Annotated in this window: 24 protein-coding genes; 10 read left to right on the top strand and 14 right to left on the bottom strand. The window is 59.3% G+C overall.

All coding sequences use genetic code 11. From position 1 onward, the window contains the following. Positions 1-7: 7 nt before the first annotated feature. The 11 genes from CAL20_RS16280 to CAL20_RS16230 form a co-directional block, all read right to left on the bottom strand. Positions 8-1,159, bottom strand: coding sequence for an ABC transporter substrate-binding protein (locus CAL20_RS16280; protein WP_094820874.1), 1,152 nt, complete (start codon positions 1,157-1,159; stop codon positions 8-10). A gap of 91 nt (positions 1,160-1,250) precedes the next feature. After that, entirely contained in the window at positions 1,251-1,982 is a 732-nt protein-coding gene (locus CAL20_RS16275; protein ID WP_094821376.1) for an SDR family NAD(P)-dependent oxidoreductase, read from the bottom strand. Positions 1,983-2,028: 46 nt separating this feature from the next. Continuing rightward, positions 2,029-2,844 carry a cyclase family protein gene (locus CAL20_RS16270; RefSeq protein ID WP_094820875.1) on the bottom strand — a complete coding sequence of 272 codons (816 nt, stop codon included), beginning with the start codon at positions 2,842-2,844 and terminating at the stop codon, positions 2,029-2,031. A gap of 57 nt (positions 2,845-2,901) precedes the next feature. Beyond that, entirely contained in the window at positions 2,902-4,143 is a 1,242-nt protein-coding gene (locus tag CAL20_RS16265; protein ID WP_094820876.1) for an SDR family NAD(P)-dependent oxidoreductase, read from the bottom strand. Next, on the bottom strand, positions 4,140-5,315 hold the full coding sequence (locus CAL20_RS16260) for a thiolase family protein (protein ID WP_094820877.1): 1,176 nt from the start codon (positions 5,313-5,315) through the stop codon (positions 4,140-4,142). Before CAL20_RS16260 ends, CAL20_RS16265 begins: the two co-directional genes overlap by 4 nt. Beyond that, a complete protein-coding gene (locus CAL20_RS16255; protein ID WP_373558307.1) occupies positions 5,312-6,946 on the bottom strand; it encodes an AMP-binding protein in 1,635 nt (544 codons plus the stop codon). Before CAL20_RS16255 ends, CAL20_RS16260 begins: the two co-directional genes overlap by 4 nt. A gap of 9 nt (positions 6,947-6,955) precedes the next feature. Continuing rightward, positions 6,956-7,462, bottom strand: a complete 507-nt coding sequence (locus CAL20_RS16250) for an aromatic-ring-hydroxylating dioxygenase subunit beta (protein ID WP_094820879.1) — start codon at positions 7,460-7,462, stop codon at positions 6,956-6,958. Beyond that, on the bottom strand, positions 7,459-8,784 hold the full coding sequence (locus tag CAL20_RS16245; protein WP_094820880.1) for an aromatic ring-hydroxylating dioxygenase subunit alpha: 1,326 nt from the start codon (positions 8,782-8,784) through the stop codon (positions 7,459-7,461). Before CAL20_RS16245 ends, CAL20_RS16250 begins: the two co-directional genes overlap by 4 nt. A 30-nt stretch (positions 8,785-8,814) precedes the next feature. Continuing rightward, positions 8,815-9,804 (bottom strand): PDR/VanB family oxidoreductase, encoded by a 990-nt coding sequence (locus CAL20_RS16240; RefSeq protein ID WP_094821377.1) that lies wholly within the window; start codon positions 9,802-9,804, stop codon positions 8,815-8,817. 26 nt (positions 9,805-9,830) lie between these two features. Further along, positions 9,831-11,375, bottom strand: a complete 1,545-nt coding sequence (locus CAL20_RS16235) for an indolepyruvate oxidoreductase subunit beta family protein (RefSeq protein WP_094820881.1) — start codon at positions 11,373-11,375, stop codon at positions 9,831-9,833. Positions 11,376-11,455: 80 nt separating this feature from the next. Continuing rightward, positions 11,456-13,831: an indolepyruvate ferredoxin oxidoreductase subunit alpha gene (locus CAL20_RS16230; protein WP_094820882.1), complete on the bottom strand. Its 2,376-nt coding sequence runs from the start codon at positions 13,829-13,831 to the stop codon at positions 11,456-11,458. A gap of 115 nt (positions 13,832-13,946) precedes the next feature. Here CAL20_RS16230 and CAL20_RS25500 point away from each other — a divergent pair, with 115 nt between their 5' ends. From CAL20_RS25500 to CAL20_RS16205, 7 genes are all read left to right on the top strand, one after another. Then, positions 13,947-14,147 (top strand): hypothetical protein, encoded by a 201-nt coding sequence (locus CAL20_RS25500; RefSeq protein ID WP_143277080.1) that lies wholly within the window; start codon positions 13,947-13,949, stop codon positions 14,145-14,147. Further along, positions 14,144-14,623 (top strand): MarR family winged helix-turn-helix transcriptional regulator, encoded by a 480-nt coding sequence (locus tag CAL20_RS16225; RefSeq protein ID WP_094820883.1) that lies wholly within the window; start codon positions 14,144-14,146, stop codon positions 14,621-14,623. The genes CAL20_RS25500 and CAL20_RS16225 overlap by 4 nt, the downstream gene beginning before the upstream one ends. A gap of 260 nt (positions 14,624-14,883) precedes the next feature. Then, complete coding sequence (gene yghX, locus CAL20_RS16220) at positions 14,884-15,771, top strand: YghX family hydrolase (RefSeq protein WP_094820884.1); 888 nt, start codon at positions 14,884-14,886, stop codon at positions 15,769-15,771. 198 nt (positions 15,772-15,969) lie between these two features. Further along, positions 15,970-16,905 carry a sulfurtransferase gene (locus tag CAL20_RS16215; protein ID WP_094820885.1) on the top strand — a complete coding sequence of 312 codons (936 nt, stop codon included), beginning with the start codon at positions 15,970-15,972 and terminating at the stop codon, positions 16,903-16,905. Positions 16,906-17,061: 156 nt separating this feature from the next. Further along, the gene (locus CAL20_RS16210; protein ID WP_094820886.1) at positions 17,062-18,141 is read left to right on the top strand and encodes a YeeE/YedE family protein; all 1,080 of its coding nucleotides are present in this window, start codon (positions 17,062-17,064) and stop codon (positions 18,139-18,141) included. 16 nt (positions 18,142-18,157) lie between these two features. Continuing rightward, positions 18,158-18,328 carry a hypothetical protein gene (locus CAL20_RS25655; RefSeq protein ID WP_176456477.1) on the top strand — a complete coding sequence of 57 codons (171 nt, stop codon included), beginning with the start codon at positions 18,158-18,160 and terminating at the stop codon, positions 18,326-18,328. Between the two features lie 1,035 nt (positions 18,329-19,363). Then, entirely contained in the window at positions 19,364-20,599 is a 1,236-nt protein-coding gene (locus tag CAL20_RS16205) for a Hint domain-containing protein (RefSeq protein ID WP_094820887.1), read from the top strand. Positions 20,600-20,708: 109 nt separating this feature from the next. On the opposite strand, the gene CAL20_RS16200 is transcribed toward CAL20_RS16205, so the two are convergent. Beyond that, a complete protein-coding gene (locus CAL20_RS16200) occupies positions 20,709-21,362 on the bottom strand; it encodes a hydrolase (RefSeq protein ID WP_094820888.1) in 654 nt (217 codons plus the stop codon). Between the two features lie 141 nt (positions 21,363-21,503). Here CAL20_RS16200 and CAL20_RS16195 point away from each other — a divergent pair, with 141 nt between their 5' ends. Continuing rightward, positions 21,504-22,397 (top strand): LysR family transcriptional regulator, encoded by an 894-nt coding sequence (locus tag CAL20_RS16195; RefSeq protein ID WP_094820889.1) that lies wholly within the window; start codon positions 21,504-21,506, stop codon positions 22,395-22,397. Positions 22,398-22,484: 87 nt separating this feature from the next. On the opposite strand, the gene CAL20_RS16190 is transcribed toward CAL20_RS16195, so the two are convergent. Together CAL20_RS16190 and CAL20_RS16185 are read right to left on the bottom strand one after the other, a co-directional pair. Continuing rightward, positions 22,485-22,817 (bottom strand): hypothetical protein, encoded by a 333-nt coding sequence (locus CAL20_RS16190; protein WP_094820890.1) that lies wholly within the window; start codon positions 22,815-22,817, stop codon positions 22,485-22,487. 73 nt (positions 22,818-22,890) lie between these two features. Further along, on the bottom strand, positions 22,891-23,298 hold the full coding sequence (locus CAL20_RS16185) for a hypothetical protein (protein ID WP_094820891.1): 408 nt from the start codon (positions 23,296-23,298) through the stop codon (positions 22,891-22,893). A 601-nt stretch (positions 23,299-23,899) separates the two neighbouring features. Here CAL20_RS16185 and CAL20_RS16180 point away from each other — a divergent pair. Together CAL20_RS16180 and CAL20_RS16170 are read left to right on the top strand one after the other, a co-directional pair. Then, positions 23,900-24,874: a GGDEF domain-containing protein gene (locus tag CAL20_RS16180; RefSeq protein ID WP_179266690.1), complete on the top strand. Its 975-nt coding sequence runs from the start codon at positions 23,900-23,902 to the stop codon at positions 24,872-24,874. Positions 24,875-25,174: 300 nt separating this feature from the next. Then, positions 25,175-25,707 (top strand): transposase (locus CAL20_RS16170; protein ID WP_179266689.1); only part of this gene is annotated, 533 nt, incomplete at its 3' end.

Here is a 25,707-nt window from a genome sequence, read left to right as displayed (position 1 = left end):
GTAGCCATTACTTCACGAGCGCCCACTGGCCATTTTTGACTGTGATCAACTCGCGGCCACGGTCGTCGAACCCGCTATGGTCTGCTGCGCTCATGTTGTAGACGCCTTGGGTACCCACCAGTTCTTTGGTTTGCTCCAGCGCGTCGCGCAGCGCGCTGCGGAATTCTTTAGTGCCTGGTTTGCCGGCTTTTTGTGCGATCGGCACGGCTTTCTCCAGCAGCAGTCCGGCGTCGTACACGTTCGCCCCGAACGTAGCCGGTTTCGACCCATTCAGCTTTTCATAGGCGGCGATATAGTCGCTGGCGACTTTCTTTGACGGGTTGCTGTCTGGAATCTCTGGCAATACGAGCATCAGGCTGGCCGCCAGGATCGTACCCTCGACTTTCTTTCCACCCAACTTCAGAAAATCAGGCAGCGCGGCGCCATGGGTCTGATAAAACTTGCCCTTGTATCCCTGATCGAACAGCGTGGCTTCGGGCAATACGCTCGCTGCGCCGGGAGCAGCGATCAAGACCGCATCCGGCCGTGCCGACAGCAGTTTCAGCGATTGGCCCGTGACCGAGCTGTCGGTACGCATGTAGCGTTCGTTGGCGATGATCTTGATGCCTTTTTCCGCCGCCAGTCCGGAAAAAACCTTGTACCAGTTCTCGCCATACGGATCGTTCAGGCCGATGAAGCCGACCGTCTTGATACCCGTCTTGGCCATGTGATCGACCAGCGCGCGCGCGATGATGTCATCGTTCTGCGTGGTCTTGAACACCCATTTTTTCTGGTCCGTCATCGGCAGCACGACCGCGGCAGTGCCGACAGGAGCCAACATGGGCACGCCAGCCTCGGCGACAAATTGAATCACGCCCATCGCATTCGGCGACCCGGAGGGCCCGATGATCGCGTCGACGTTTTCCTCGGAAATCAGCTTCTTGAAGGCTGTGACGGAGGCGGTAGGATCGCTGGCATCATCCAGGGAAATGTACTGCACGTCGATATCGCCGATCTTTTTCGGCAACAGCGGTACCGTATTCTTTTGCGGGATCCCGACCAGCGCCGTGGGGCCGGTCGAGGACGTCACAACGCCGACCTTCATTTGCGCCCAGGCGGGCAGGGAACACAAGGTGGCCAGGACGGCAGCGGCCGCCAGCGAGACAGTCTTTGAATGCATGGCAAATCCTCCGAGAGGGAGAGAAACAAATGCTGCAATGAGGGGTTAAGACGACGACAGAACTGCTCTGCGGTACGAGCGCGATGCGATGTCAGATCGTGATGGAACTCACACTGGCGCCGCCACAGACGTACAAGGTTTGCCCCGTTACGAAACTGTTGGCGGGATCAGCAAAAAACATCACCGCGCGGGCCACATCATCCGGCAGGCCTACGCGTTGCACCGGGATGCCGCGCGCGAGCTGCTGTTCGCGCTCGCTGCCGGCGGGAATGACATCGTGGAACATATCTGTTTTGATGGGGCCCGGAGCGACGACGTTGACTGTGATGCCATGCGGCGCCAGTTCCAGCGACCACGTGCGCGCCATGCCTATCATGCCGGCCTTGGTGGCGGAGTATGCCGTGCGCGTAGGCAGCCCCAGCGCGCCGCGCGAAGACATCAACACAATACGGCCGAACTTGCGCTCCTGCATGCCGGGCAAGGCCGCCTGTACCAGGCTGATGGCGGCGCCCAGATGCAATTGGGTCAGTCCATGCAATTGTTCTTGCGTGACGTCAGGCAGCAGGTTAGGCCAGATGACGCCTGCGTTATGCACAATATGGCTGACGGGATAGTCCTGGGCGATTTGCGCGGCAGCCTTTGCAGTAGCGTTCGCATCCAGTAAATCCGCCTGCACACTGATCAGGCGTTCGTGCGTGAAATCGGGATCGCGCCGCGCCAACGACACGACGCGCCAGCCCGCATCGAGCATGCTGCGGCAGATTTCGGCGCCTATCCCGGCGCTGCCGCCGGTGACCAGCGCGACATAGTTCTTGTTTTCCATGAATTCCCCTGTGATCTGTATATCGTCTCGTGCGAATTGCCGCAGGTCAATGCGTGGCATCCCGCGTAGCCTGCGCGGACGCGGATGGGGTAAGGGCCAATACCCGCAACGGGCTGCCAGACCCTTTGCGGATTTTCAGCGGTGCCGAAAAAATGACTGCACCGGTGGCCGGTAACTGGTCCAGGTTCGTCAGACACTGCAGCCCATAGCGGTTATTGCCGTGCATGTAGTAATGGCAGGGATAGGGCGGATCCAGATGCTGGGCCTGTCCGGCATCCGTGCCTACGGACTCGGTGCCAAAGCCATGCACGTCGCGTTCGCGTATCAGCCACGGTACGACGTCGGCGTCGGGCCCAGGCGAGTGCGCGCCGTCTTCGCGCATATTCAGATAGTCCACGGGTTTGGCCCGTTTGGACCAATCTGTACGCATCAAGACCCAACTGCGCGCGGGAATGCGGCCATGAGTGGCCTCCCATTCGCGCACATAATCTATCGTCAGCAGAAAATCGGGATTGTCGCGAGCGGGCTCCGAGCAATCAATGACGCAGGCCGACGCAATGAATGATTCGATCGGAATGGTGTCGACGGTATTGTCGGGTTGATCTTTACCGGACACCCAATGCGCGGGCGCATCGAAGTGAGTGCCGGTATGCTCGGAGCACGAGAAATTATTCCAATACCAAGCCGGACCCCGTTCGTCATAGCGGGAAATTTCCTCCAGACGGAATGGCCAGGCCTGGCCGAACTCCGGCGGCAGCACGATGGTCGGAAACTCCGGCGTCAGGGTTTCGGTCAGGTCCACGATGCGAATGCGGCCACTCATCAATTCGCTCATGAACTGGGTCAATACATTGGTATCCATTACCAAGGCTCCAATCAATCGATAGGGGAATGCGGCGTGTGCGTCGTAATGACCGCCTCAGGCGCCCAATTCGCGCTCAAGCGCTTTGGGGTTTTCTGTCAGACGTTCGCAGAATTCCTGCGCGACGTCTCCCACGTACACGTCCTCGATTCCTTGTTTCAAACTGCGGACGACCGCTTGCGCCAGCGCTTGCGGCGTGACGCGTGGCGGTGGCGTGCGTTGTTCCCATTCGTGATCCAGCGGCCCAGGAAATACATTGATGACGCGAATCCCCGATGGCCGCATCTCGGCGCGCAAGCATTGCGACAATGACAATGCAGCAGCCTTGGACGCCGACCACATGCCGCGCGAGGGCAGGTTCATCTGGGCGTAGATCGACAGGATATTGACCCAGGCCACGGCATTGCGTGTTCCGTCGGCAGCGCGCCCGCATAGTGCCGGCCCGAAATGTTGGGCCAAGCGCATCAGGCCCAGCACATTGATATCCAGCGCATCCCGCGCGACGTTGACGTCGCGGGAGGCCATGACGCCGCCTTCGCGCTCCATGTCGGCGGTATTGATCAGAATCTCGACCTTGCCCCCTAGAGACGCGGCCGCTCGCTGTACCGAATCGGTGTCGGTGATGTCCAGCGTGACGGCCTGGACGCGCTCGTCTTGCAGCAGGGCGTTATAGGCCTCGACAGAACGCCAGGGCTGCGGATCGCCGAGGAATATCGTCGATGCGCCCGCATCCAGCAACGCGGAGGCCAGGGCCCGGCCAGCAGTCGATTTACCGTCGGTGATCAATACGCGGCGGTATTTGGGATCGCACGAGGTCTCGCGCAGAACGGGATCGTCAGCCATATGCGGCGTGTCCTTTTCGGGTAAAGCGATCATGACGGCCTGTCCGGAGCGATCCAGGCGCAACGTCAGGCGTATGCGTGCGCCATCGGCGCAGTCTTGATGCACATGCGCTACTACGGAAGGGCCCACATCCATGCGCACGGTGCCGACTCTCCACGGCAGGCGTTCACGGAAATACAGGTCGTTGCTATGGTGCAAAGTGGTGCTCGCGAGCAATACGCCTGCGGGGTTGACGGATCTCCAGCTCAACTCATGCGACAGGCATGCGCCGCAGACTTCGCGCGGCGGATATTGCACCGTTTCGCAGGCCGAGCATACCTGCAGTTCGAATCGACCCAACGCGGCGGCGCGCGTCAGTCCGAGCGCGCAACGGCTGCGTGGGTTGGGCGGCAGCGTGGGCTGTCGTGTCCGGGCGATAGGGTTTTTCTTGGCCGGAGGATTCAGCGGTTGCGTCATGCGTCGCTCCTGGCCAAGACCGCAGCGGCAGTGCATAGTCCGCGGTCGTAGTTGATCATGCCGAAACCGCTGACCAGTCCTGTATGTGCCTGTGCGACCTGCGTGCCGCCTGCGGTGTCCGTCAGTTGCCGCAGCGCTTCGACCAGTCCCAGATAGCCACCCGCCGCGCCAGCCTGACCGACAGAGAGTTGGCCGCCGTTGGTATTAAAGGGAAAGGTCCCATCTACCGTGAACGTGTTGTCGCGCACAAACTGCGGCGCATCGCCCTTGGCGCAAAACCCGAGATCTTCGATCTGCATCAGGTTGATGACGGGATAGTCGTCGTAGGCTTGCATAAAATCCATGTCCTGCGGCCCACGGCCTGCCAACGCGTAGAGCTCGTCCACGTCCATGGTCCATCCGCCGCGCTGCTGGATCGGATCGTCGCTCCAGGCGTTGTGCCGCTCAATGGTCGACAGGATACGTACACCGGTCAGACCCAGCGCCTTTGCGCGATCGGTACTCATCACCAGGAACGCATCCGCGCCCGCGCAAGGCATGACGCAATCAAACAGATGGATCGGGTCGGTGATCAGTCGCGCATCCATGTACTGTTGCAGGCTCAGCGGCTTTTTCATCAGCGCGTGGGGATAGCGCAGCGCATTGTCGCGCTGAGCCACACACAGCTTGCCGAAATCCTCGCGTGTGGCGCCAGTTTGCGCCATGTAGTGCGCCGTCAGCAGCGCAAAGCTCGCATTGGGCCCCCCGGCGCCATACGGGTACACGGCGTCCTGGGCAAAGCGCGAAAACTGGCTGACCGTGTTGCGAAACGAGTCCACATGATTGGTATCGCCCGCCAGGCAGGCGACGACGTCGGCGTCACCGGCTTGCACGGCACGAGCAGCCCTGCGCAGGGCCACGACGCCGCTCGCTCCGCCCATGGGAATGTGGTCGAGCCAACGCGGTGCCATGCCTAAATGTTGAGTCAAGCCGACCGCAGTATCCGGTGCCAGCGTAAAGCTCGAGACGCACATGCCATCGACATCCGTCTTTTGCAGACCCGACGCTTGCAGCAACTCATACAATGCGCGACCCAGCCACCAGTGGGCGCTATGCGTGCTGTAGCGCGCATAGGGTATCGTCACGGGGCATACCGCGACCACACCCTCGTATCCGCGACGCAGCGTGGTCATGCAGGGACCTCCTGGCGCTTTTTCATGGCGCAGGTATCGACGCAGCGCGCAGTGCCCGGCAACGTCGGCGCGAGGGCTTTCATCTCGCCGCGTTGGATCTTGTTGGTGGTGGTCAGGGGCAGGGCCTCGACAAAAGCCACGAACCCCGGCGCCTTGTAATAGGCCAGTTGCGTCAGGCACCAGCGGACGATGTCATGGGCCGCCTCCCGCATCGCGTCGGCATCAGCGGGCATGGTGACGGGCACGACGCAGGCCAGGACTTCATCGCCACGCACCGCATCCGGGACTGCGGCCACGGCGACGCTTTTAATCAGGGGGTGTTGCGCCAGCACGCTTTCGACCTCGACCGCAGAGATGTTCTCGCCACTGCGGCGGATGACGTTTTTCTTGCGATCGACGAAATGCATATTGCCATCGGCGTCGCGACGCACCAGGTCGCCGGTATGGAACCATCCGTCCTGCCATGCGGCCGCCGTGGCGGCCTCGTCCTTGAGGTAACCGGCAAAGAAGCCGTAACGGGGATCATCGCCTGCATGGCACACGAGCAGTTCGCCTGGCGTGCCATCGGCTACGTCTGAGCCCGCGTCATCGACAATGCGAACCCGCACATCGTCCTCGGCCGCCCCAAAACAATTGGTGCCCGTGTGACGCGGCTCGTGATTCGCGATGATGACGGCGCCCGCGCCAGTCTCTGTCATCGCCCAGGCTTCCAGCAGCGGAAAACCAAAGCGCGCCTCAAAGGGGTCGTGCAATGCCCGGTCGACTCCCGCGCCGAAGCCGAATCGAATCTGGTGATCGCGATCTTGCGGCCCTGGGGCTGCCTTCATCAAGATGGCGGGCATCACGCCCAGATAGTGCAACACCGTCGCGCGCGAATCGCGTACGTTGGCCCACCACGTCTGCGGGTGAAAACGGTCCAGAGTAATCAGGCATCCGCCTGTCAACAACATCGCCATCGCCGAGTAAGCCATGGCGTTCATGTGGACCAGAGGCAGAGGGGTCAACATGCGGTCACTTCCCTCATGCAGCGTCGCGAGCCCGCCGATGTTGGCGTACCAGTTGCCTGCATGCAGGAAATAGCGGTTGGGCAGAACGCAGCCTTTGGGACGCCCGGTTGTGCCGGACGTATAGAGCAGGGCGCATTCGGTCATGATGCCGGGGGCCGTCCCGGCTAAAGGGGCGGGAAATAGCGCAAGCGGTGGCGCGGTATCAGCAGCGATGACTTGCAACGGACGATTTGCGCGCTCTGCCGCAGCGCGCAGTTCTTGATGACGAGAAGGCAGCGCGATGGCGATAGCGATCTCGCTATGGCCGATGAGATATTCCAGTTCTGCTGCGCGCAGATCCCCGTTGATAGGAACGACTGAAACTCCCAATCCGTTCAGCGCATACCAATGCAAAAAGAAATCCGGCCGGTTCTCCAGCAGCAAACCGGCGCGATGGCCATGTCCATAACCCGCCTGCTGATAGGCCTCGCGCAACGCGTTAATACGCGCTGCCGCATCCTGATAGCTGATTTCTCCGGCTGGAATGTCGTAAATCTCGGCCGTTTCCTCCAGCACACACAGCATCGCGTTGGATGGCCATTTCTGTGTTGCGTCTACAAACGCGTGGTAAACCGTGGCGCTCACGTGGCCCCCTTACATGAATAGCTGGATGTTGCCAAAGGCGGCGTCACAATTGACCAGGTCCACCCGTTTCAGCCGGATGCGCAGTGCGCCCTCGTGTTCGACCAGATGCAGCGTGGACCAGCCCGCGTAGAGCTGCTGCGCATCCTGCCGTGTCTCGACATAGTGAAACGCCACGCGCACGACATAGCGTCCTTGGTCTGGCACATGTTCGGGATGATCGCGCTCGATCGTGGGCCGTTGCAGCAGATGGTGGCAACGGCTTTTGGGTTGCTGCGAAAACGTGCGTTGTCCGGCCAGGCGTTCGATGCGCACTTGCAGCAGCAGTTTGTCCTCGTACATCAACGAGGCGTGCAGGCGAGGATCCTGCTGGTCATGTGCGAGCGGCATCCAGTAGTACGCATCGTCGGTATAGAGCGCCAGCCATTGCTCGAATTTCAGCTCATCCAGCAGCCTCGCCTCGGCATAGACAAAGTCGAGCAGGTCCTGTTCGCTCACGGCGGTCGTTGACGAGTTCATGCTGCGTCCTCCATGCCCTGGGTCATATAGCGTGCCCAGGCTCGATACTGATTACGCATCTGCCATTCGTTGGTGCCGTTGGTGACGGCATTCTTCTGACTGTGTTCGGCAGGGTCGTAGAGGCGGCCTACATTGACCCAGCTGCGCGCGCGCGTGCGCAGGCCGTCCTGAGCGCGTTCGTACATTTCCAGATCGTCGTGGCCCACTACCGAGGTGGGGGCATTGATCAGGCGGTTATACATCAGCGTGCGCTCCAGCAACAGATCCGGGGCGCCGACCAGACGGAATGTCCAAGACTCGACCAGCGTACGATCCGCCGCCAGCGGCTTGAAAATACGCAGCGTTTGAATCGGGCCCTTTACCATGATGTTGGGGAAATATACGGTGTTGTGACGCACATCGCCCAGGATGGCCTTTGCGCGATCCTCGCCGTAGGCTGCCACCATCGCGTCCCAATAGCCGGGGATCGCCGAGTACGAGGCGTGAATCGAATCAGAGACGCCAGTGTGCCCATGCCCGTTTTCCCATACACGGATGCCCATCCCCTCGAAAAACTCATACGGTGAAATGAACGGCGCGTACAGCTCGACCGCCATAGGCTTGGGCGTGCCTTCTGGGGCCTTTTCCCAGACACGTACGGCAGTGCCGGCGGACGACTCGTGCGCCACCATCGGGTGGCAGGTGTCGGTCTGGTTGTCGACCAGCATTTTCCAGTTGCAGCGATGCATATAACGGAATACGCCGCCAGCCACCTCGAGCCGGCCCTCGGGCGATCGATCCACCATATTGTCCAGCGTGGACAGAGACTCGCCAAAAAAGGTTTCGAAGTCCTCGCCCTCGTCGCTCAGGCGGCAGAACACAAATCCCCGGTGATTGCGGACATTGGCGACTGCGGCCATGCCTTTGCTGGCCTCGCAGTGTTCCAGGCCGGTGTTCTCATAGCCCTTTTTTAGCGGAATGGACAACGGGCTGCCGTCGGTTTTGAATGTCCATGCATGATAGGGGCAGCGGAAAAATTTACCCGTATTGCCGCATGCGTCGCCCGCGACCATGGTGCCCTTGTGCGGACAGCGATTGATCAAGACGCGGACGCTGCGATCCGTATGGCGCACCATGACTACCGGCTCGTCGCCGACTGTCGTGGTGATGTAGTCACCGGGATTCGGAACCTGGCTGTCATGGCCCACATAGACCCAGGTGCGGGTATACAGCTGTTCCATTTCCAGTTCGAACAGTTCTTGATCGACGAACAGGTCTTTGTGCACCTCGGTGTCGCGCACCAGGGCACGGATGGCGTCGGGGTTGTTGCGATAATGGCCCATGATGTTTCCCCTGTTTGTGCGTCTTGTGCGTCACAGGTCCAGCACCAGGCGTGCGGATTTCGCGCGCGAGATGCAGATCTGGATCAGTTTGCCTTCGGCTTTTTCTGCGTCCGACAGGTAATAGTCGCGGTGATCGGGCGTGCCCTCGAGGACAGTGGCCTGACAGACGCCGCATTCGCCGCGCTTGCAGTCATACATGGGATCGCAGCCAGCTTCCTCCATCACCTCGACGATGGTTTTGTCAGCGGGGATGGTCAGCACCATGCCGCTTTGCTTGAGTTCGACCTCAAAGGGCTGATCGCCCGCCAACGGGGCAGCCGTGGTGAACAGCTCGAAATGTATGTGCGTGTCAGGCCATTGCCGTTGGCGTGCCCCCGCAATGACTGCATCGATCATGCCTTGTGGCCCGCAGACATACAGATGTTGATGCGGGGCGTAGGTATCCAGTAATGCGCCGACATTCAACGCGGACAGCGGATCGTCGTCCACATGTACATTGAGACCGTCGCCGGCCAAGGTGTGCAGTTCTTCGACCAAGGCCAATTGATCGCGGCTGCGTCCGCAATAATGCAAGACGAACTCGCGGTCCGCGTGTTTCAGTGCTGCAGCCATCGATGCGATAGGGGTGATGCCGATACCGCCTGCAATGAGCACGGTCCGATGGCGCTCAGCCGATTCCTGTGACGAGCAGGCGTGCAGCGGGAAGTCGTTCTTCGGCCCTTGCACCGTCAACGTGTCGCCGACTGCTAACCCATGCATGTAGCGCGATCCGCCGCCGCCGGCTTCATCCAGGCGAACCCCCAAGCGATATTGACGAGGAGCGGCAAAGGCCGAGGTATCAGCGCACGTTGCGATCAGCGAATAGCAACGAGGTTCGGCCAGGCCCGGGATCTGGACTTTCAAATGCGCGCCGGGCTCGAATGCAGGCAGCGCGTCGCCGTCCGTATTTTCCAGCACAAAGGTGCGCACCAGCGGCGTGGCCTGCTGGATGTCGCGAATGATGAGGTTCAAAGTCTGCACGATGTCTCCGTAGCGATCGCAGCAATTCATGCAGCGATCGCTTGTTTGGCTTGGTTTTCCAGTGGGCCGCAGGCGACTTGCGACAGGGCGGTTTCACGCAAACCGCGCAGCGTTTGCGCGGCATCGGGGCGGCCCGCCAACTGACGGGCAGTGTCGAGCAAGGTGCCGTACTTGCTGGTGCCGCGTGAATGCGTGTCGCTGTAGCCTTTGACGAGCCTGCGGCAGTTCACGACCTCGACGGCGAGTGCGTAATCGCGAGGGGCGAGCTCGGTGATCAAATCCAGCCATTCCTGCAAGGCTTGCGTTTCGATCTGATGGCGCAAGGTCCGGCGGCGGATGCGCCGCATGCCTGAGAGGCCATAGAGCATCAGAAAGCCCGTCAACGAGGCGCTGTTCAGGCGGCGTCCTTTGCCCAGGCGGCGGCTGACAAATCCCGACAGGCTGGGCGAGCGTTCGATCCAGCGTCCCAGGCCTGCAGGCAGCGTGCCGCAGATCTCCTCGACGCGGGGATGCATATAGTCCGTGGTGTACACCAGTTGACCGGCTTTGGCGCCGACCTCGGTACGCACGCGATCGAATCGGCTGCCGCGCGTTTTGAGATCGGCCACTCGAATGACGTCGTCGTACGCCATCGCCACCGCCAGGTAGCGCGCCGCTGCACAGGTCAATGCCCAATCGTGACCGGCACCGCCATATTGCGCGTCCAATGCGTGCAGCGTTGCCATGCGATCCAGGTATTCGCGGGCATACGCCATGTCTTGAAATTCGGCCGTACGCTGTGTCCCGGCGGCCAGCAGCGGCTGCGCCACGCCCGGAAAATCACGCTTGATGCGATCCAGCAGCGCCTGCGCGCCCGGTGTGGCGGCCCGCGTCGGCACCGCAGGCATTTCGCGTACGCGATCAATCGGGGCAGGAACGGCCGGAGCCGTCGCGGCAGCCTCATAGCCCAGCGCGAATGCACGCAAGCTCGCTTTGACGCCGAGGCCGCCGCGCTCAATCGTGGCCTCGAAGTCCTGGCGGCTAAAGGGCAGGGCGCCACTGCCCGCTACGGCGCCAAACAGGCTGGCGCTGATGACACTGCCGGCCTGATCCGCCAACGCTTGCAAATCAAAGCACAGAAAACGCTGTGCGGCGACACGTCCAGCATCGAGCACCTTGTTCGGATCGGCAATCCCGTTACCAGGCGCAGATTTTTCGCTGACCGCAAAACTGCGATGCGACGAAGAGATCAACGTCGTGCGTTCAGGCGTCACGAGACCACGTTGAATGGCGCGGCCGCCTTCCATCAATTCCGCCGCCACGACCAGATCGACATCGCCGGGCGTAGGCATGAGGGCCAGAGCCGGTTGGCGGCCGGCCTGTTGCACAGCGGATTCAGGCAAGAGCTCCAGATAGTAAATCGTGGCTCCGGTACGCTGCGCGACACCCGGAACGGAGGTCGTTTGCGCCCACCAGCCTGCGTGTTCGGCCATATCCACGATCCAATCAGCCAACACGCCTCCGCCTTGGCCGCCCATGGCGAGGACAGCGATTTTGATCGGAGATGCGGCGGTTACAGCGTTCGTGTGCATGCGAGTCTCGAGATGGGAAAACCATACAGATCATCATTCGGCGCGATGGGATTGGATCGTCCCATCGCGATACTGCGGTATTACCAAGCGGTCTGTGCCAGGCGTCTGGCGCGCCGCCTTTGCAAGAAACCAATGACAGCGCCGCGCACGCGTGCAGCAGTGAGATCCCATTTCGTCGGGTTATGCACGATATCGGCGCGATAAAACGAGGGGCACAGCACAGCGGCGTGAGCGACCTCACCGCAATTACCGCAGCCGACGCAACTGCTTTCCACATGCGCCACCGGGTCCTCTTTCAACGGATCCCCGCTGTCTTTCACGCTCAGCGACGGGCAGCCCGACAAGCGGATGCACGCGTGATCGCCCGTGCAGACATCGGGATCGACGCCAAAACGTTCCTTCACCACGCGCTTGCCGTCTTTGACGGCCTGGTTGAACTGCGGCTTGATGCGCCGTTGCTTATTCAGCATGCACTCGGACTGCGCGATGATGACCTTTGGACCTTTTTCGTCCGTGGTCAGGGCTTCTTCGATCGTGGCGCGGACCTTGGCGACGTCGTAGGTGCGATCCAGCGTGCGCACCCACTTGACGCCCACGCCGCGCACGGCCGCATCGATAGGGTTGTTGGTGCTGCGATCCGGGTTCTGCGCGCGCGAGGACAGGATGTCCTGGCCGCCCGTCGCTGAGGCATAAAAGTTGTCGACGATGACGATGACGCCGTCGTACTTGTTGAATACCGCATTGCCGATGCCCGACGCCAGCCCGTTATGCCAGAAACCGCCATCGCCCATGATCGAGATGGGCCGCTTTGCTGCCGGAACATTGAAAGCGGCTGCGCTGGATGCACCCAGGCCATACCCCATCGTCGTCGCGCCGAGATTGAACGGCGGCAAAATCGAGAACAGATGGCAGCCGATGTCACAGGAAATATGGTGTTGTCCCAGCGTTTCCTGCGCCAGCGTCAGCGCGGAAAAAATAGGCCGTTCCGGACAGCCCGTACAAAAGCCCGCCGGGCGGGGCGGTACGACCTGAGCCAGATCCGCGATGTGTTTGTGGAACGTGATGGGTTGTTCTTTAGGGAGCGCTTTGGCACCCGTACCGCTGGGCACCTGTGTTGCCGTATGGGACTGAGCGGCTCCTGTTCCCGGTGCGCCCGGGCTGATTGATGCCTGCTTCACTGCGTGTGGTTGCGGCGAATCGAGCACGGTTTCCTGCACCAGGTTCCGCAGCGATTGCTGACGGGTGTCAGTGTGTGCCGGATTCACGGGTGTGGCCGACAGCGGTCCGGCATCTGCCGCGACTGCCGGATGCGTCTGCAGCACCTCGGGTTGATACTTGGCCAGGAACCCGCGTATCCCATCGCGCAGCACCTGCGTGGTGTACTCGCCCGCCATCGGCAGAAAATCTTTACCATGCAACGCAGTGGCTACGCCGGCCTTGCGCAGGATGGCGTGCAGATTCTGTTCCAGATAATCGGGCTGACCTTCTTCCAGCATCAACACGGCGCGCTTGCCCGTACAGAAACGCTGCACCTCGTCCTCGATGACCGGGTAGGTGACGTTCATGACGTAGAGCGGTATGCGGCTATTGCCAAAGTGATCCGCCAATCCCAGCAACTGCAATCCGCGGATGACGCCGTTATACAGACCGCCTTGCAGGATCAAACCGATATCCTGCAGATCGCCATCGTCCATGAATTCGTTGAGCTGATGTTCCTGGATATAGCGCACCGCGGCGGGCCAGCGGTTTTTGATCTTTTCCTGCTCGTGCAAAAACGAGGCGGGCGGCAACACGATGCGATTGGTATCGCGTGAGGGATTTTCCAGCGCTTGGGCCAGCGTGAATGCGGGGCGTTTGTTGTCCTTGGCAATAAATCGCCCATGCACATGACAGCCGCGGATGCGCAGTTGCAGCATCACAGGGGTATTGCTGGCCTCGGACAGCTCGAATCCGTCTTCGACCGCCTTGACCATGCTTTCCAGATTGGGGCGCGGGTCCAGCAGCCAGATTTGCGATTTCATTGCAAAAGCATGCGAGCGCTCTTGCATGATGGAGGAGCCCTCGCCGTAGTCCTCTCCCACAATGATCAGCGCGCCGCCCGTGACGCCGCCCGAGGCCAGATTGGCCAGCGCATCAGAGGCCACGTTCGTGCCGACGGTGGATTTCCAGGTGACGGCGCCGCGAATCGGATACATGACTGAGGCGGCGAGCGTCGCGGCGGCAGTGGCCTCGGAGGCGCTGGCCTCAAAATGCACGCCCAGCTCTTGCAGGATCTCGTTTGCGTCGGCCAAGACATCCATCAAGTGCGAAATCGGCGAGCCCTGATAACCGCCCACGTAGCCCACGCCGGCCTGCAGCAGGCCTTTGGTCACAGCCAGAATGCCTTCGCCGCGGAATTCCGTGCCGGCGCCGATGCGCAACTGCTGGACTTCTTTCTTGAAAGATCTTTCAGCCATGCCGTTTTCCCTGAGTCCGGAGCTGTCGAGAGCCCGTGTTTTTTGCCGCGATCGCGTCACGAATAAATACTTTAGGAGTCAACTATATAACTGTCAACAAAAAATATGATTTTTCATGGAAAAGACAAAATATCACTTAGAAACAAGGGTGTATATGGCTTGGGAAGATGATTTATATCCAGGTTTACCCTGTATCGAATTGGTGCATGGCATGCTAAAACAGGGCATCGCGGTATGGTGCGGCACAGCATCCGGCAGTCATGTTGGTGCAGGTGCGAACCGTGCCTGGTTTCGAAGTAAAGATGAGGCCGAATGAATCCGCCATCGACGCGTTTTGTAGACGAATATCTGGCTTATCTATTGGCGCAGGCCAGCCATCGCATCTCGGCGGACTTCCACTTGCAGGTCAATGCGGCAGGGCTTTCGGTGACGGAGTGGCGCGTATTGGCGAGCTTGATGGGCGGCACGGGCGAAACCATCGGATCCTTGGCGCGCCTGGCCATCACCAAACAGCCTACGTTGAGCAAAGTGGTGCAGCGTATGGAGATCGACGGTTGGGTAGAACGCGTCGGCGTGCGAGCGGATCGCCGGCAAACTCAGGTGCGGATTACCGCGGCGGGACGGCGATTGATCGGCAGCTTGTGCGATCAGGCGATGGCCCATCAACGTGAAATACTGGCGTCATTTGATCCGGAGCGCGCGGCCTCTTTTGTCGAAATGCTAAAGACGCTGATGCATTGGCACGAGCCTGTAGCGGACCAGAGCGACGGAGCCGTGGATGATGCTGCTTGAGTTCACAGGGAAGGGGCGAGTGTCATCGTTTCTGACTGCGCACGCAGCCTTCGATGATCAACTTCAGACTTAACTTTGCAACGGTGGCGCCAACTGGCGTAAACTTCATGACGGATCCTCCGGTTGCTTGTGAATACTTCGCGTATATCACCTTTAGGCACTTTGATGCCCTTGGCCCGTGAGGATCCGCCTCTCATTGCTACCGCGCCCGGGCGCAGGGTGCTCCCGTCAGTGCGTCACTGCCTCGGAGATCCTCCGCCATGAGCCGCCTCACCGCCCGCGACTTTTCCCCTGAATTGCTTGAGCTTTATGACGGCTATGTGCATGGCCGGATCAGCCGGCGAGATTTTCTCGATCGCGCGGCGAAATATGCTGTGGGCGGTCTGACGGCCGCAACGATCCTGGCGTCCTTGAGTCCCGACTACGCGATGGCCCAGCAGGTACAGTTCACCGATCCCGATATCGTGGCGGAATACATCGAGTACCCATCGCCTAACGGGCACGGTCAGGTGCGCGGTTATCTGGTGCGTCCCAAGGCCGCCAAAGGCAAGGTGCCCGGCATCGTCGTCGTGCACGAAAACCGAGGCTTGAATCCTTATATCGAGGACGTGGCGCGCCGTGTGGCCAAGGCCGGTTTTATCGCGTTGGCCCCTGATGGCCTGAGCTCGGTCGGCGGCTATCCCGGCAACGACGACAAGGGCCGCGAATTGCAGCAAAAAGTCGATCCGCAGAAATTGATGAATGATTTCTTTGCCGCGATCGAGTATCTGCGCGCCAGCGATCTGACCACCGACAAGGTCGGCATCACGGGATTCTGCTACGGCGGCGGTGTCAGCAATGCAGCGTCTGTCGCTTATCCTGAACTCGCCGCGGCCGTGCCGTTCTATGGCCGGCAGGCCAAACCCGAGGACGTAGGACGCATCAAGGCGCCGCTGCTCTTTCATTTTGCCGAGACCGATCCCAACGTCAACGGGACATGGCCAGCCTACGAGGCGGCGCTCAAGGCCGCGGGCACCAAATACGAAGCCTATATTTATCCCGGAACCAACCACGGGTTCCACAACGACTCCACGCCTCGCTACGACGAGGCGGCGGCCAAGCAGGCATGGGACCGTACCATCGCCTGGTTCCAGCGATATCTGGCCTGATCAATAGGTCCGGTTTTCTGGGGTTGAACGGCATTGCCATCCTGATGGCGGCCGTTTCGTGGGTGTTCGTCCTCTAATAAAGAGCGCGCGGGTCGTTCTTACTTTCTTATATATAAAGATGATTAAAATGTATTTTTATATATAAATAAATAATGAAAGAATGGCCGCTGGGCTTACTCCTTTCAGGCACGTATCACCATGAAGCGTCTTCTCCTTCTTTTTTCCGCCGCGGCGATGATGGCGGGCTCGGCGGTGTACGCCGCTCAGCCCTTGTTGACGCCCGCCGAGCTGAACGCGGTGCGTAGCGAACCTGCCGTGCGCATCATCGATATACGGCCGCCGCAGGACTATGCTGCCAACCATATTCCCGGCGCCTTGTCGGCTCCCTATGGCCAATGGCGGGGGCCGGCGGACAATCCGGGCCTGCTGCCGCCCGTGGAAAAACTCGCTGACCTGGTGCGCAAACTGGGCGTGGATCAGAACACCCATGCTGTCGTCGTATCGTCGGGCGCTGACGCCACCGATTTCGGCAGCTCCGCCCGGGTGTATTGGACGCTGAAGTATCTGGGCTTGTCCGAGCTGTCGATCTTGAACGGCGGGGTGAAGGCCTGGGTTGACGCCGGCTTGCCCCAGGATCAAACGGTGCCGACTGTCGCGGCCAGCACCTATACGCCGGTGCTGAATCGATCTCTGATCGCGACTCAAGAGCAGGTGCTGGCCCAGATCGACAATCCTAAAGTGCACTTGGTTGACGCCCGCCCATCGAATTTCTTCCGCGGCGAGGTCAAGGCGCCCACTGCCAAGATCCCCGGCACGATCCACAACGCGCTCAACCTCGAGCACAGCAAATGGTTCAAGCCCGGCACGTCGATCTTTGTGTCGGCGGACGAGGCGAAAACGATTGCGTCGCAGTCTTTGCCCGAACCTGCAGATGAAACCATTTCTTTCTGCAATACCGGCCACTGGGCTGCGACTGATTGGTTCGCCCTGTCGGAGGTGGTCGGCCAAAAGAACGTGATGCTCTATCCGGCATCGCTGGCCGATTGGACACAATCCCAGGAGGCCTTGCCCATGGACAATGTGCCTAGCAGAGGGCAGCAGATCTGGAAAAGCCTGAAGGATTTGGCGGGCTGATCGCAGGTCTGATCTGGTTTTTGTCACCCCAGCCCCCAAGGCAAGACGCCCCGTTTCCCGGGCAGCAGGCCGCAGGCACGGCATGGGGGCTTTTCCGCAGCGCTTTGGCTGCGTCCTTTTCCCCGGCTTGAGCGCCGGGGTTTTTCAAGGCATGTGATGACCCGTTTCCCGTTGGCGGCAGTATTCGCCGCGTTTTTCTTGGCACTGGCCTGGTTCGTATCGCTACGTCAGGCGGCCTTATTTCTCGTTGGCATCGGCATGGGCGGCGTGCTGGCCGGCGCGCGATTCGGATTTACGACCGGGTGGCGGCGTCTGATCGAGCAGCGTGATCCCAGCGGCGTGATGGCGCAATTGGTACTGTTGGCGATCGCGGCGGCGGTGTGTATGCCGTTGCTGGCCGAATATCCGACCGATCTAGGGGCGGCTCTGGGCCCACCTAGTATCAGTTTGTTAATAGGCGCGTTTGTATTTGGCGCCACAATGCAGATTGCAGATGGCTGTGGCTCCGGCACGCTGTACAAGGCTGGCATGGGCGTGCCGTTGAATATGGCGATATTGCCGGTGTTCGCAATCGGCAGCTTCCTGGGTTCGGCGCAGTTGGAACAATGGCTGCAACTGGGTGCGACGGCTCCCGTCAGCTTGGTGAAAACGTTTGGCGCAGGCGAGGCGTTTGGACTGACATTGATTGGCTTGGTGGTGTTCGGTCTGGCCGCGCGCGCCTGGGTGGGTAAGGGCGCCAGCTGGCTTAACAGACGCCTGCTGATCGGCGCGGTATTGTTGGCGGTATTGGCGTTGCTAAACCTGGTCATTGCCGGTCAACCTTGGGGGGTGGTGTATGGCTTCGGCCTGTGGGCCGCAAAGCTCGCGACTGCCGCAGGGTTATTCGATCCCACGGCGAACGCTTTCTGGAGTCAGCCCGTTAACCTGAATAACCTGTCGCAATCGGTATTCCTCGACGTCACGTCGATCACCAACATCGGTATCTTGGCGGGCGCCTTGTTTGTCGCCGCGGGGCAAACCGCCGCGCAGCGTGCTCCCTTGACGGGCAAGCAATGGCTGGTCGGCATCATCGCGGGCTTTTTGCTCGGCTATAGCTCGCGCCTGGCATTTGGCTGCAATATCGGCGCCATGGTCAGTGGGATTTCCACCGGCAGTTTGCACGGGTGGATCTGGGTGCCATTAGCGTTTTGCGGGTCATTGATTGGCGTGCGGGTCCGTCGCCATTTTGCGTTTTAAGTAGGGCGTGCAGATCATGAAAAGAAATCTATCTTCACTCACGCTGGTCTTTTGGCTGGGTTTGATCGCTTTTTTTGCCTGGGACTGGGCGGTGTCCAAGCCCGTCAACGTTCGATTGGAGCCGCCGCTCATCGCAGCGGGCTCAGGCCATGCTCCGAGTGGCGGGCATTGCGCGTCGACGTTCTGAGACGTTTAAACCTGTTCGCTACGGTTGCGGCATAGCTTCTTGCGACGCCATCGTGCTTGATCTGCCTGCGGCGGCGCTGACGCTACCGCAGGCAGATGTCTTTGTAGCAATGGCATGGGCATCAGATGATGTCTATTTCCGAGGCAGCTCCGCAGGCGGTGCACTGCCTTGGTCGACCTGAGATTCTGACGGAATCACTACTGGTGTCGGAGGTTTGCTGGCGCAGGCGGCCAAGAGGGTGAGAGACAGCAAAGCAGCGAAACGCATAGAAGGGCTCCGTGGAGTAGGCGCTGAAATCAATTTGCCGGGTTCGCGACATGTTCGTGATTGTGCAGCGGGTTGTGCAATTCTTTCATGTCATGTCACATTATGGCCGATGTTTTTACATCTCGGGGCTTCCGGTTTAGGCCGCCCCTCGGCCGCGCTCGACAGACATATCGAACGAAAGCCTCACCGAGGTGCACCAAATCACTCGAAAAAGAGCGCAGCAGGCGCTCCTTTGCATGCTGCTTGGGGAGTCTGGCGACAGAACGCCGGCTCCCTTGTATCCGCTCGAGATCCTTGAGTTCAATTGGCTCGAAGGTGGAGAAACTCAGACAAAAAGACCGTCGTTAGCGGCGCCTACGAGGTGGTTTCTCGAAATTTCTGCCTGTTTCTACGTATTTTTTCTAGTCATCTTTCTTGTCGGTACATGCAATTAATGTGCCAAATATTTCTGCCTGAAATATTGCTGAATTGTGTCAGTTAAATTGCAATGGAAATATCTATGCGAAGTCGATATGCAATTAACTATGACAATATAGGGGTTAATGACATGTATTTGTGCATTTAGCTGTGATAATTTAGCCTGCTGAAAGATTCTCGACTCTTATTGTGTTGTTTTTAACAACTTGAAATAAAAAACAGTTTCAAAAATATTTGAAATCATCTGAGAATGCTGCTGTTGAATAGGCAAGTCCGGTATTGTTTTTTGCGGTTCGTGAAGATGTTCTTCACGGATGCTTTCTTTTTGCAACTTTTGCGTCGGAGAATGTCATGGCGATCATTGGTATAGATATTGGTTCAAGCGATCAGACAATTGATGAAAGTAACTATGACGCTGGCGATACGCTGTCGCTGAACGTGCTTGGCAGCAACACGCTGACGATCGATGGCGTCGACGCAACCGCCAACTTTGGAGCGGGCGTCACCGCGGCCGGATCACCCACGTACAACTTGATCAACGGCGGAAGCTTGACGATCAATTCGGGTCTGGCCAACCTGAGTGCGCTCAGCAGCGTTAACTACAATATCGGTGATGGCTCTGAGCTGACCATCAATGCGCCTACGGCGTCTGTTGGCTTGATCAACAATCAAACCATCAATTTCACTGGTGATGGCGGCGGCGTATTTTCCTATCAGCCGTCCTCTTTGCTGTCGACGGGCCAGACTTTCAACGTTGAAAGCCTCGGCGTTGGCGATACGCTGTCAGTGGGCACGCGTACCAACGGCGTACTGACGTACAACGCAGAAACGCAAACCGGCACCCTCACCTATGGCGCATTGCCGCTCGTGGGTGGCGGTCCCGTCACGTTCAATATCCAGGGCATGACCCAGGAAGACTACGACGCCATCGTCGCTGACCATGGCGGCAACACCGGTTTCGGCGAATTCGTTTCGCCGGTGTGCTTCCTGCGTGGCACCATGATTCAGACCACCAAGGGCGAAGTCGCCATCGAAGACCTGGTCCCGGGCGATGTCGTCATCGGCCAATCCGGCGAGCGCACCGTCAAGTGGGTCGGCTTCCGCAAGACCTACACCAAGCGCATCCCGGCCGATCGCCGTGCCGAGCATATGCCCATCCGCATCGTGCGCGATGCCATCGCTGAAAACGTGCCGAGCAAGGACATCGTGGTTTCGCCGGGACACCACATCCTGGTCGAAGGCAAACTGGTCCGCGCCCAAGACCTGGTCAACGGCAAGACGATCTACCAAGAAACGCACCACGTCAGCTACGAGTACTTCCACGTTGAACTGGATCAGTTCGACGTGATCAGCGCCCATGGCCTGATGTCCGAATCGTGGGCCGACGGCGGCAACCGCGACTACTTCCAGAACGCCGACGTCACCGCTCTGCGTCCGGAAGACCGCAAGCGTCGCCGTGCTGACCGCCCGGGCTTCGTCGCTCTGCGCAAGGGTGCCGAACTCGAGCGTCTGCAAGCCGTCTACGCTGCCCGCGCTGAAAAGCTGCAGCAAGAACAAGACCAAGAGTTGATGGTCGCTTACGGCTGATCTTCATCGGCGCCAGGCTGGTCCTGGCGCCGATGTTGATAGAAAACTGGCTTCCCACGCCATACCGTTGTCCGGTATGTGCGTGGGAAGTTTTTTTATTGATACGAGATCAGCGAGCAGTGCTCGGCGCAGGCGTTTTGAGCAACTGCTGTTCCCATAAAAACGCTATGCCGCTGCCGCCAGCATGGTGCTTAACGACTTCCGTCAAATCGGCGACGTGTTCGGTGCGAGCCCAATCGCGCTGCCATTCGGATGCCACCGCCAGCCACGTCATCATGTTTGCACCGGCTGCGATCATGCGCTGGATGGCGACCTCGTGCGCCTCGACCGACACGCCGCCGGATGCATCGGTGACCACGGTCACATCCCAGCCTTCGCCCAGCGCCTGAATGGTGGGCATCGCAACGCAGACCTCCGTCCACAGGCCAGCGATGATGAGTTGCTTGCGGCCCGTTGCTTTCACGGCATCTACCACCTTTTTATCCTCCCAGGTGTTGATGAGCGTCCGGTCGATGACTTCCTGGCCGGGAAACACATCGGTGATCTGGGGGAAGAGGAGGCCGCCTTGTTTGGCGATCACGGTTGTCAGGATGGTGGGCACGCCGAAGGCCTTGGCGACTTTTGCCAACGCGGCTGAATTGTTGACCACCATCTGCGGCTCGTGACTGTTCACGTTCGCAAGCTGGTAAGGTTGGTGATCAATCAGAACGAGTACTGAATCCTCGGGACGAAGAAGCGAAGCCAAGCCGTTACGGAAGGTCATTGATACATCCTCTGCGGTAGGTGAAGGGGGGCGGCAGCCACGCTCGAGTTGTCGTGCTGCCTGAATGGATTCTGGCATCTGTATTTATGATGCGGTACCGGCCAGTTTTGTTACGCTGTGTCGCCGAACAAGGAACGCTGAATGGATATCGAAGACCTGCAGACCTTTGTCGCCGTTGCAGACGCGGGGGGCGTGTCTTCCGCTGCACGCCGGCTCGGCGTCTCTAAATCAATCGTCAGCCGTCGGCTTTTGCGGCTGGAAGCAGAGCTGGGTATCCAGCTGCTGGCACGCACCACGCGCGGCGCTGCTTTAACAGAGGCGGGCGGTGCGTTTCGAGATCATGCTGCGCGGGCCTGCATCGAGATTGACGTAGCGAGGGAAACGATCCTGCCCGATGGTGACCTTCGCGGTCGCTTGCGAGTGGCCGTGCCGGTTTCTTTGGGGCCCAATCATTTTGCTCCTGTGCTCGCCGACATGGGACGCCGTCATCCGCAGTTGCATATTGATGCTTCGTACAGTGATCGCTTTGTTGACCTCATCGCAGAGGGTTTTGATTGTGCGATACGGGTCGGCTATCTGCAGGACTCCAACTTGATTGCCAGACGTGTCGCGCCGCTCTATGGCAAGCTCGTCGCGAGTCCCGACTATATCGACGCGCATGGCGCGCCCCAGACGCCAGACGATCTGCTCGATCATCAAGCGCTCATGCAAGGCACCGAAGCGTGGCAATTCCTGGACGGCGACAAGATCGTCAGCGTTCGTCCGCAGGGCCGGTTCAAAGCCGACAACGGCATCGCGCTGGCTGCAGCTGCGGCGGCGGGATTGGGCATCGCTTGGCTGCCTGACTGCGTAACCTATGAATATGTGGCTTCGGGTGCGCTAGTTCCTGTCATGACAGGCTATCCGCCACCACCAGCAGGTATCTATGTCATTCGCCCGCCTGGGCAACATCCCGCGCGAAAAATACGAGTCTTGATCGAATTGCTGATCGAGTATTTCGAACAGGCTCCGTATCTGCGCGGGAGCGGTCGCTAGATCGCGGGCAGGTGCAAAGATAATCAGGACGAGCAGGCGGGGGGGCTATCAAAGCAATGACGCATCATGCCGTGGGTGTCGACCATCTTATTTAATCTTGCTGCAGCGAAACGCCTCAATCCCTTTTTCCACGTAGTGCGGTTCGCGTGCGCAGGCCGCGCGCATGGCCTGGTTGGCCAGGGTCATGAGATTGGCGGCGTTGGTCATTGCTTCCAGGCCGTCGGGGCCGGGGCCGATCTTGTCATAGAGCGCCTTGAATTCATTGGCCTGCTTGCCATAGGCGTAGGCGCGCATGACGTCGGCGTAGGCGATGGCGCGGGAGGTGTCGCCGGGCGTGGGTGCTTTCTCGGCAGCTAGAGTCGGCCCAGACAGCAAGATCAGGGCGAGCAACGGGACAAGGGAGGTTTTCATGTTCATCATTAGGATGTCTCTTGCTGGTTGTTCGATGGGGGCAGGCTAGAGGGTCGTGTGTGCGACCCGAGTCATGCCACCATCACCACATTTTGCAGGTCGTGCCGTTGTTGACGAGGTCTCCACCGACCACAATGCCCTTTTCGTCGACGTGGAGCATGGTGTAGCAGCTGGCGATGCCTGTGCGCCGTTCGTAGATGGTGCCGGTGTTGTTGCCGAAACCGTAGCTGACGCCGCCGGGAGGAGGTACGTAGAACGTGCCAACGGCTTCGTTCCACGAGACTTCGCCGGAGGTCTGCCACATGTAGACCAACTGCCCGACCGGCAGGTCTTCGCTGGCATAGACGCGGTCGGGAACTCCCCATTCGGCCACGATGTCGTTGACGGGCTTGCCCTTATGTCGCAGCATCGCCGCATCCCAGGTAGTGCAAGCGGTGACCGTGACGCTGCACAGGCAGGCCAGCAGGGCCTTCAGAAAACTGGATCGCACTTTTTTTTCCTTGTTCAATATTTATTCGTGTGCCCTACGCGCCGAATAATGCTAGTGTCGTGGACGGATGGCGAGTGAAATGTGGTGAGTTTTCAACGTGCCGCGCGTTTAGCTGGAGTTACAACGGGTGGGATAGCCGGAAAGGGGCGGCGGGATGTGACGTCGTGGTTATCGCGCCAGGTGGATAGCCTATTGCATGTCTTCTTCGCTTGCCTGACAGCGGTGCCTGTGGCGGAGGTGCCGAAGCTGGACACGATTACCGCGTAAGATGTCTACGAAGCTATTTCCCACGTCTGGGTCAACGACGCATTCGTTACGAGCAACGCACGGTCTGCTCAGAATCTTCGCGAGATGCCAACCTTCGTGGATTTTCATCATTTCTAGGCACCGCTGGTTAGATGTTTTGAGTCTCGACCATTCTTCTTTTTTCGTGTTGGCGTTGCCCTTAGTTATCCTGCTGCTGGCAGGTACCTTCACGGTTGGTTGGCTAGCGTCACGCAGATCTCGCGATCCGGCTTGGGCTGGCGCGGCCTACGCGGTGCTCGGTCTAGGCCTGTGTCTACAGTTGTTGCGAGAGCGTAGCGGCGAACTATCCTACGCTATGGCCGCTATTTACCTGGTCGGTGTTGCTCTGCTAAGCCATAGTCTGTCCTTGCGCTTTCGGGTCAAGTATGACTGGGGAAAGGCTTGCGCTCTAGTGCTGCTCACTGTGTCCGTGCGCTATTACTTCGAGATAGTCAGCTTCAACCATTCCGCCCGCATTTACGCGCTGAACTTTGGTCTGGGTTCGGTTTTGCTGCTACCTGCCTGGCGTCTGGCTCGGGTACGGACTGTCTCCTACCTTGACCGGTCGCTACTGTGGATTTTCGGGTGCCTGGGTCTGAGCTTTTTTCTTCGCACCATACTGACAGTGCCGTGGCCTTGGGAGCCCCTAGATACTGCGCGATTTGAGCGCAGTCTGTTCTGGCTGGTCATGCAAATGAGCATGCTGCTCTTTGCCGTGCTCTTCGCGATGCTATGGCTAGCCGCGGCCGTTCGCGATCTGGTGGTCGGACTCAAATGGGAGAGAAACCACGATGCACTGACGCAGTTACTGAACCGTCGAGGGTTCGAGGAGAATGCGGCTACATGGCAGCGTCGATGCGAGGGGTGCAGCGCCGTGCTGATGTGTGATATCGATTGGTTCAAGTCTATCAACGACCAGCATGGCCATGCTGCTGGAGATGAGATACTGCGTTTGGTCGGTCAAGCGTTACGCGGCAGCGTCAGGCAAGGTGATCTGGTCGCGCGCTTGGGAGGTGAAGAGTTCGCAGCTCTACTACGTGTAAAGGATGCCAGCGACGCTATGACGGTGGCGGAGCGCTTGCGTGCGCAACTGCGTGCTTCAGCGTTGCCTGTCCGCGGGCAGCGCATATCAGTAACGATGAGCCTAGGCGCAACACAGTGGTACATGCATGAGCCTTTAACTCAGGCATTGGAACGGGCAGATGGCCTACTGTACCAAGCCAAGACGGCAGGCCGAAACCGTGTGGTAAGTGACATCAGAGAGCCTGGGAGCCGGCTGGACAGGGCGTAATGCTCGACTCGCACCATGCGGCAGTCAGGGAAGGTGGCAAAGTAGAGGTCCAATGTGGCTTGCGCAACGCCGTCTTGGAACATTAGGAACGGTCTGGCTGTGTCTTCATTGGGTACCTCGATGTGGGGTTTGCCGCCTAACTACGAGCCGTAATACCAAACAAAAACAGGCTCTACATCATTAACGGGGGACACCGACATTCATTAGACTTGTTTTTGCGAAGAAACAGGTTTAATGGAGGCAATGCCGATGTCCCCAGTCGATTCTATCTTAGGGTTTCGGGATTTAGTAGTTCAACGGGTGGAGCGTCGCCGAGACATCCACGTCTGGGCCAGGCCGGCCAAACGTCCGGTGTGCGAGTATTGTTCGCACGACGGATTGCGCATTAAGGCCACGCATCGGCGCACCGTTAAACACACCCGTCAGGGTAATCAGTTGATGGTGTTGCACCTGAGCGTGCCCAAGTACCACTGTACTGACTGCCATCGCTATTTCCGGCATCGATTCTCTGGGATTCGCCCTCGGCTTCGGGCCATCGAGGCCTATCGGCTGGAGGTATTTGAGGCCCACGAGGGCGGCGTTAGTCAACGCAAGCTGACGGTCACACACCGGATCGGCAGTGCGACGGTCGAGCGCTGGTATCAATCGTTTGTGAGGCAGCGCGTCTCAGAGCTCTCGAGCCGGGCTTGCCCGCAGGTGTTAGGGGTCGATGAACACTTTTTCAGTCGTAAAAAGGGCTACGCCACGACGCTGGTGGATTTAAAGAACCATAAGGTCTTTGATGTCGTGCTGGGGCGCTCAGAAGACAGTCTGCATCGCTATTTGCAGCGTTT

The organism is Bordetella genomosp. 4, assembly GCF_002261185.1.
Classification (GTDB): domain Bacteria; phylum Pseudomonadota; class Gammaproteobacteria; order Burkholderiales; family Burkholderiaceae_B; genus Bordetella_A.
This window is presented reverse-complemented; position numbering and strand designations above follow the sequence as displayed.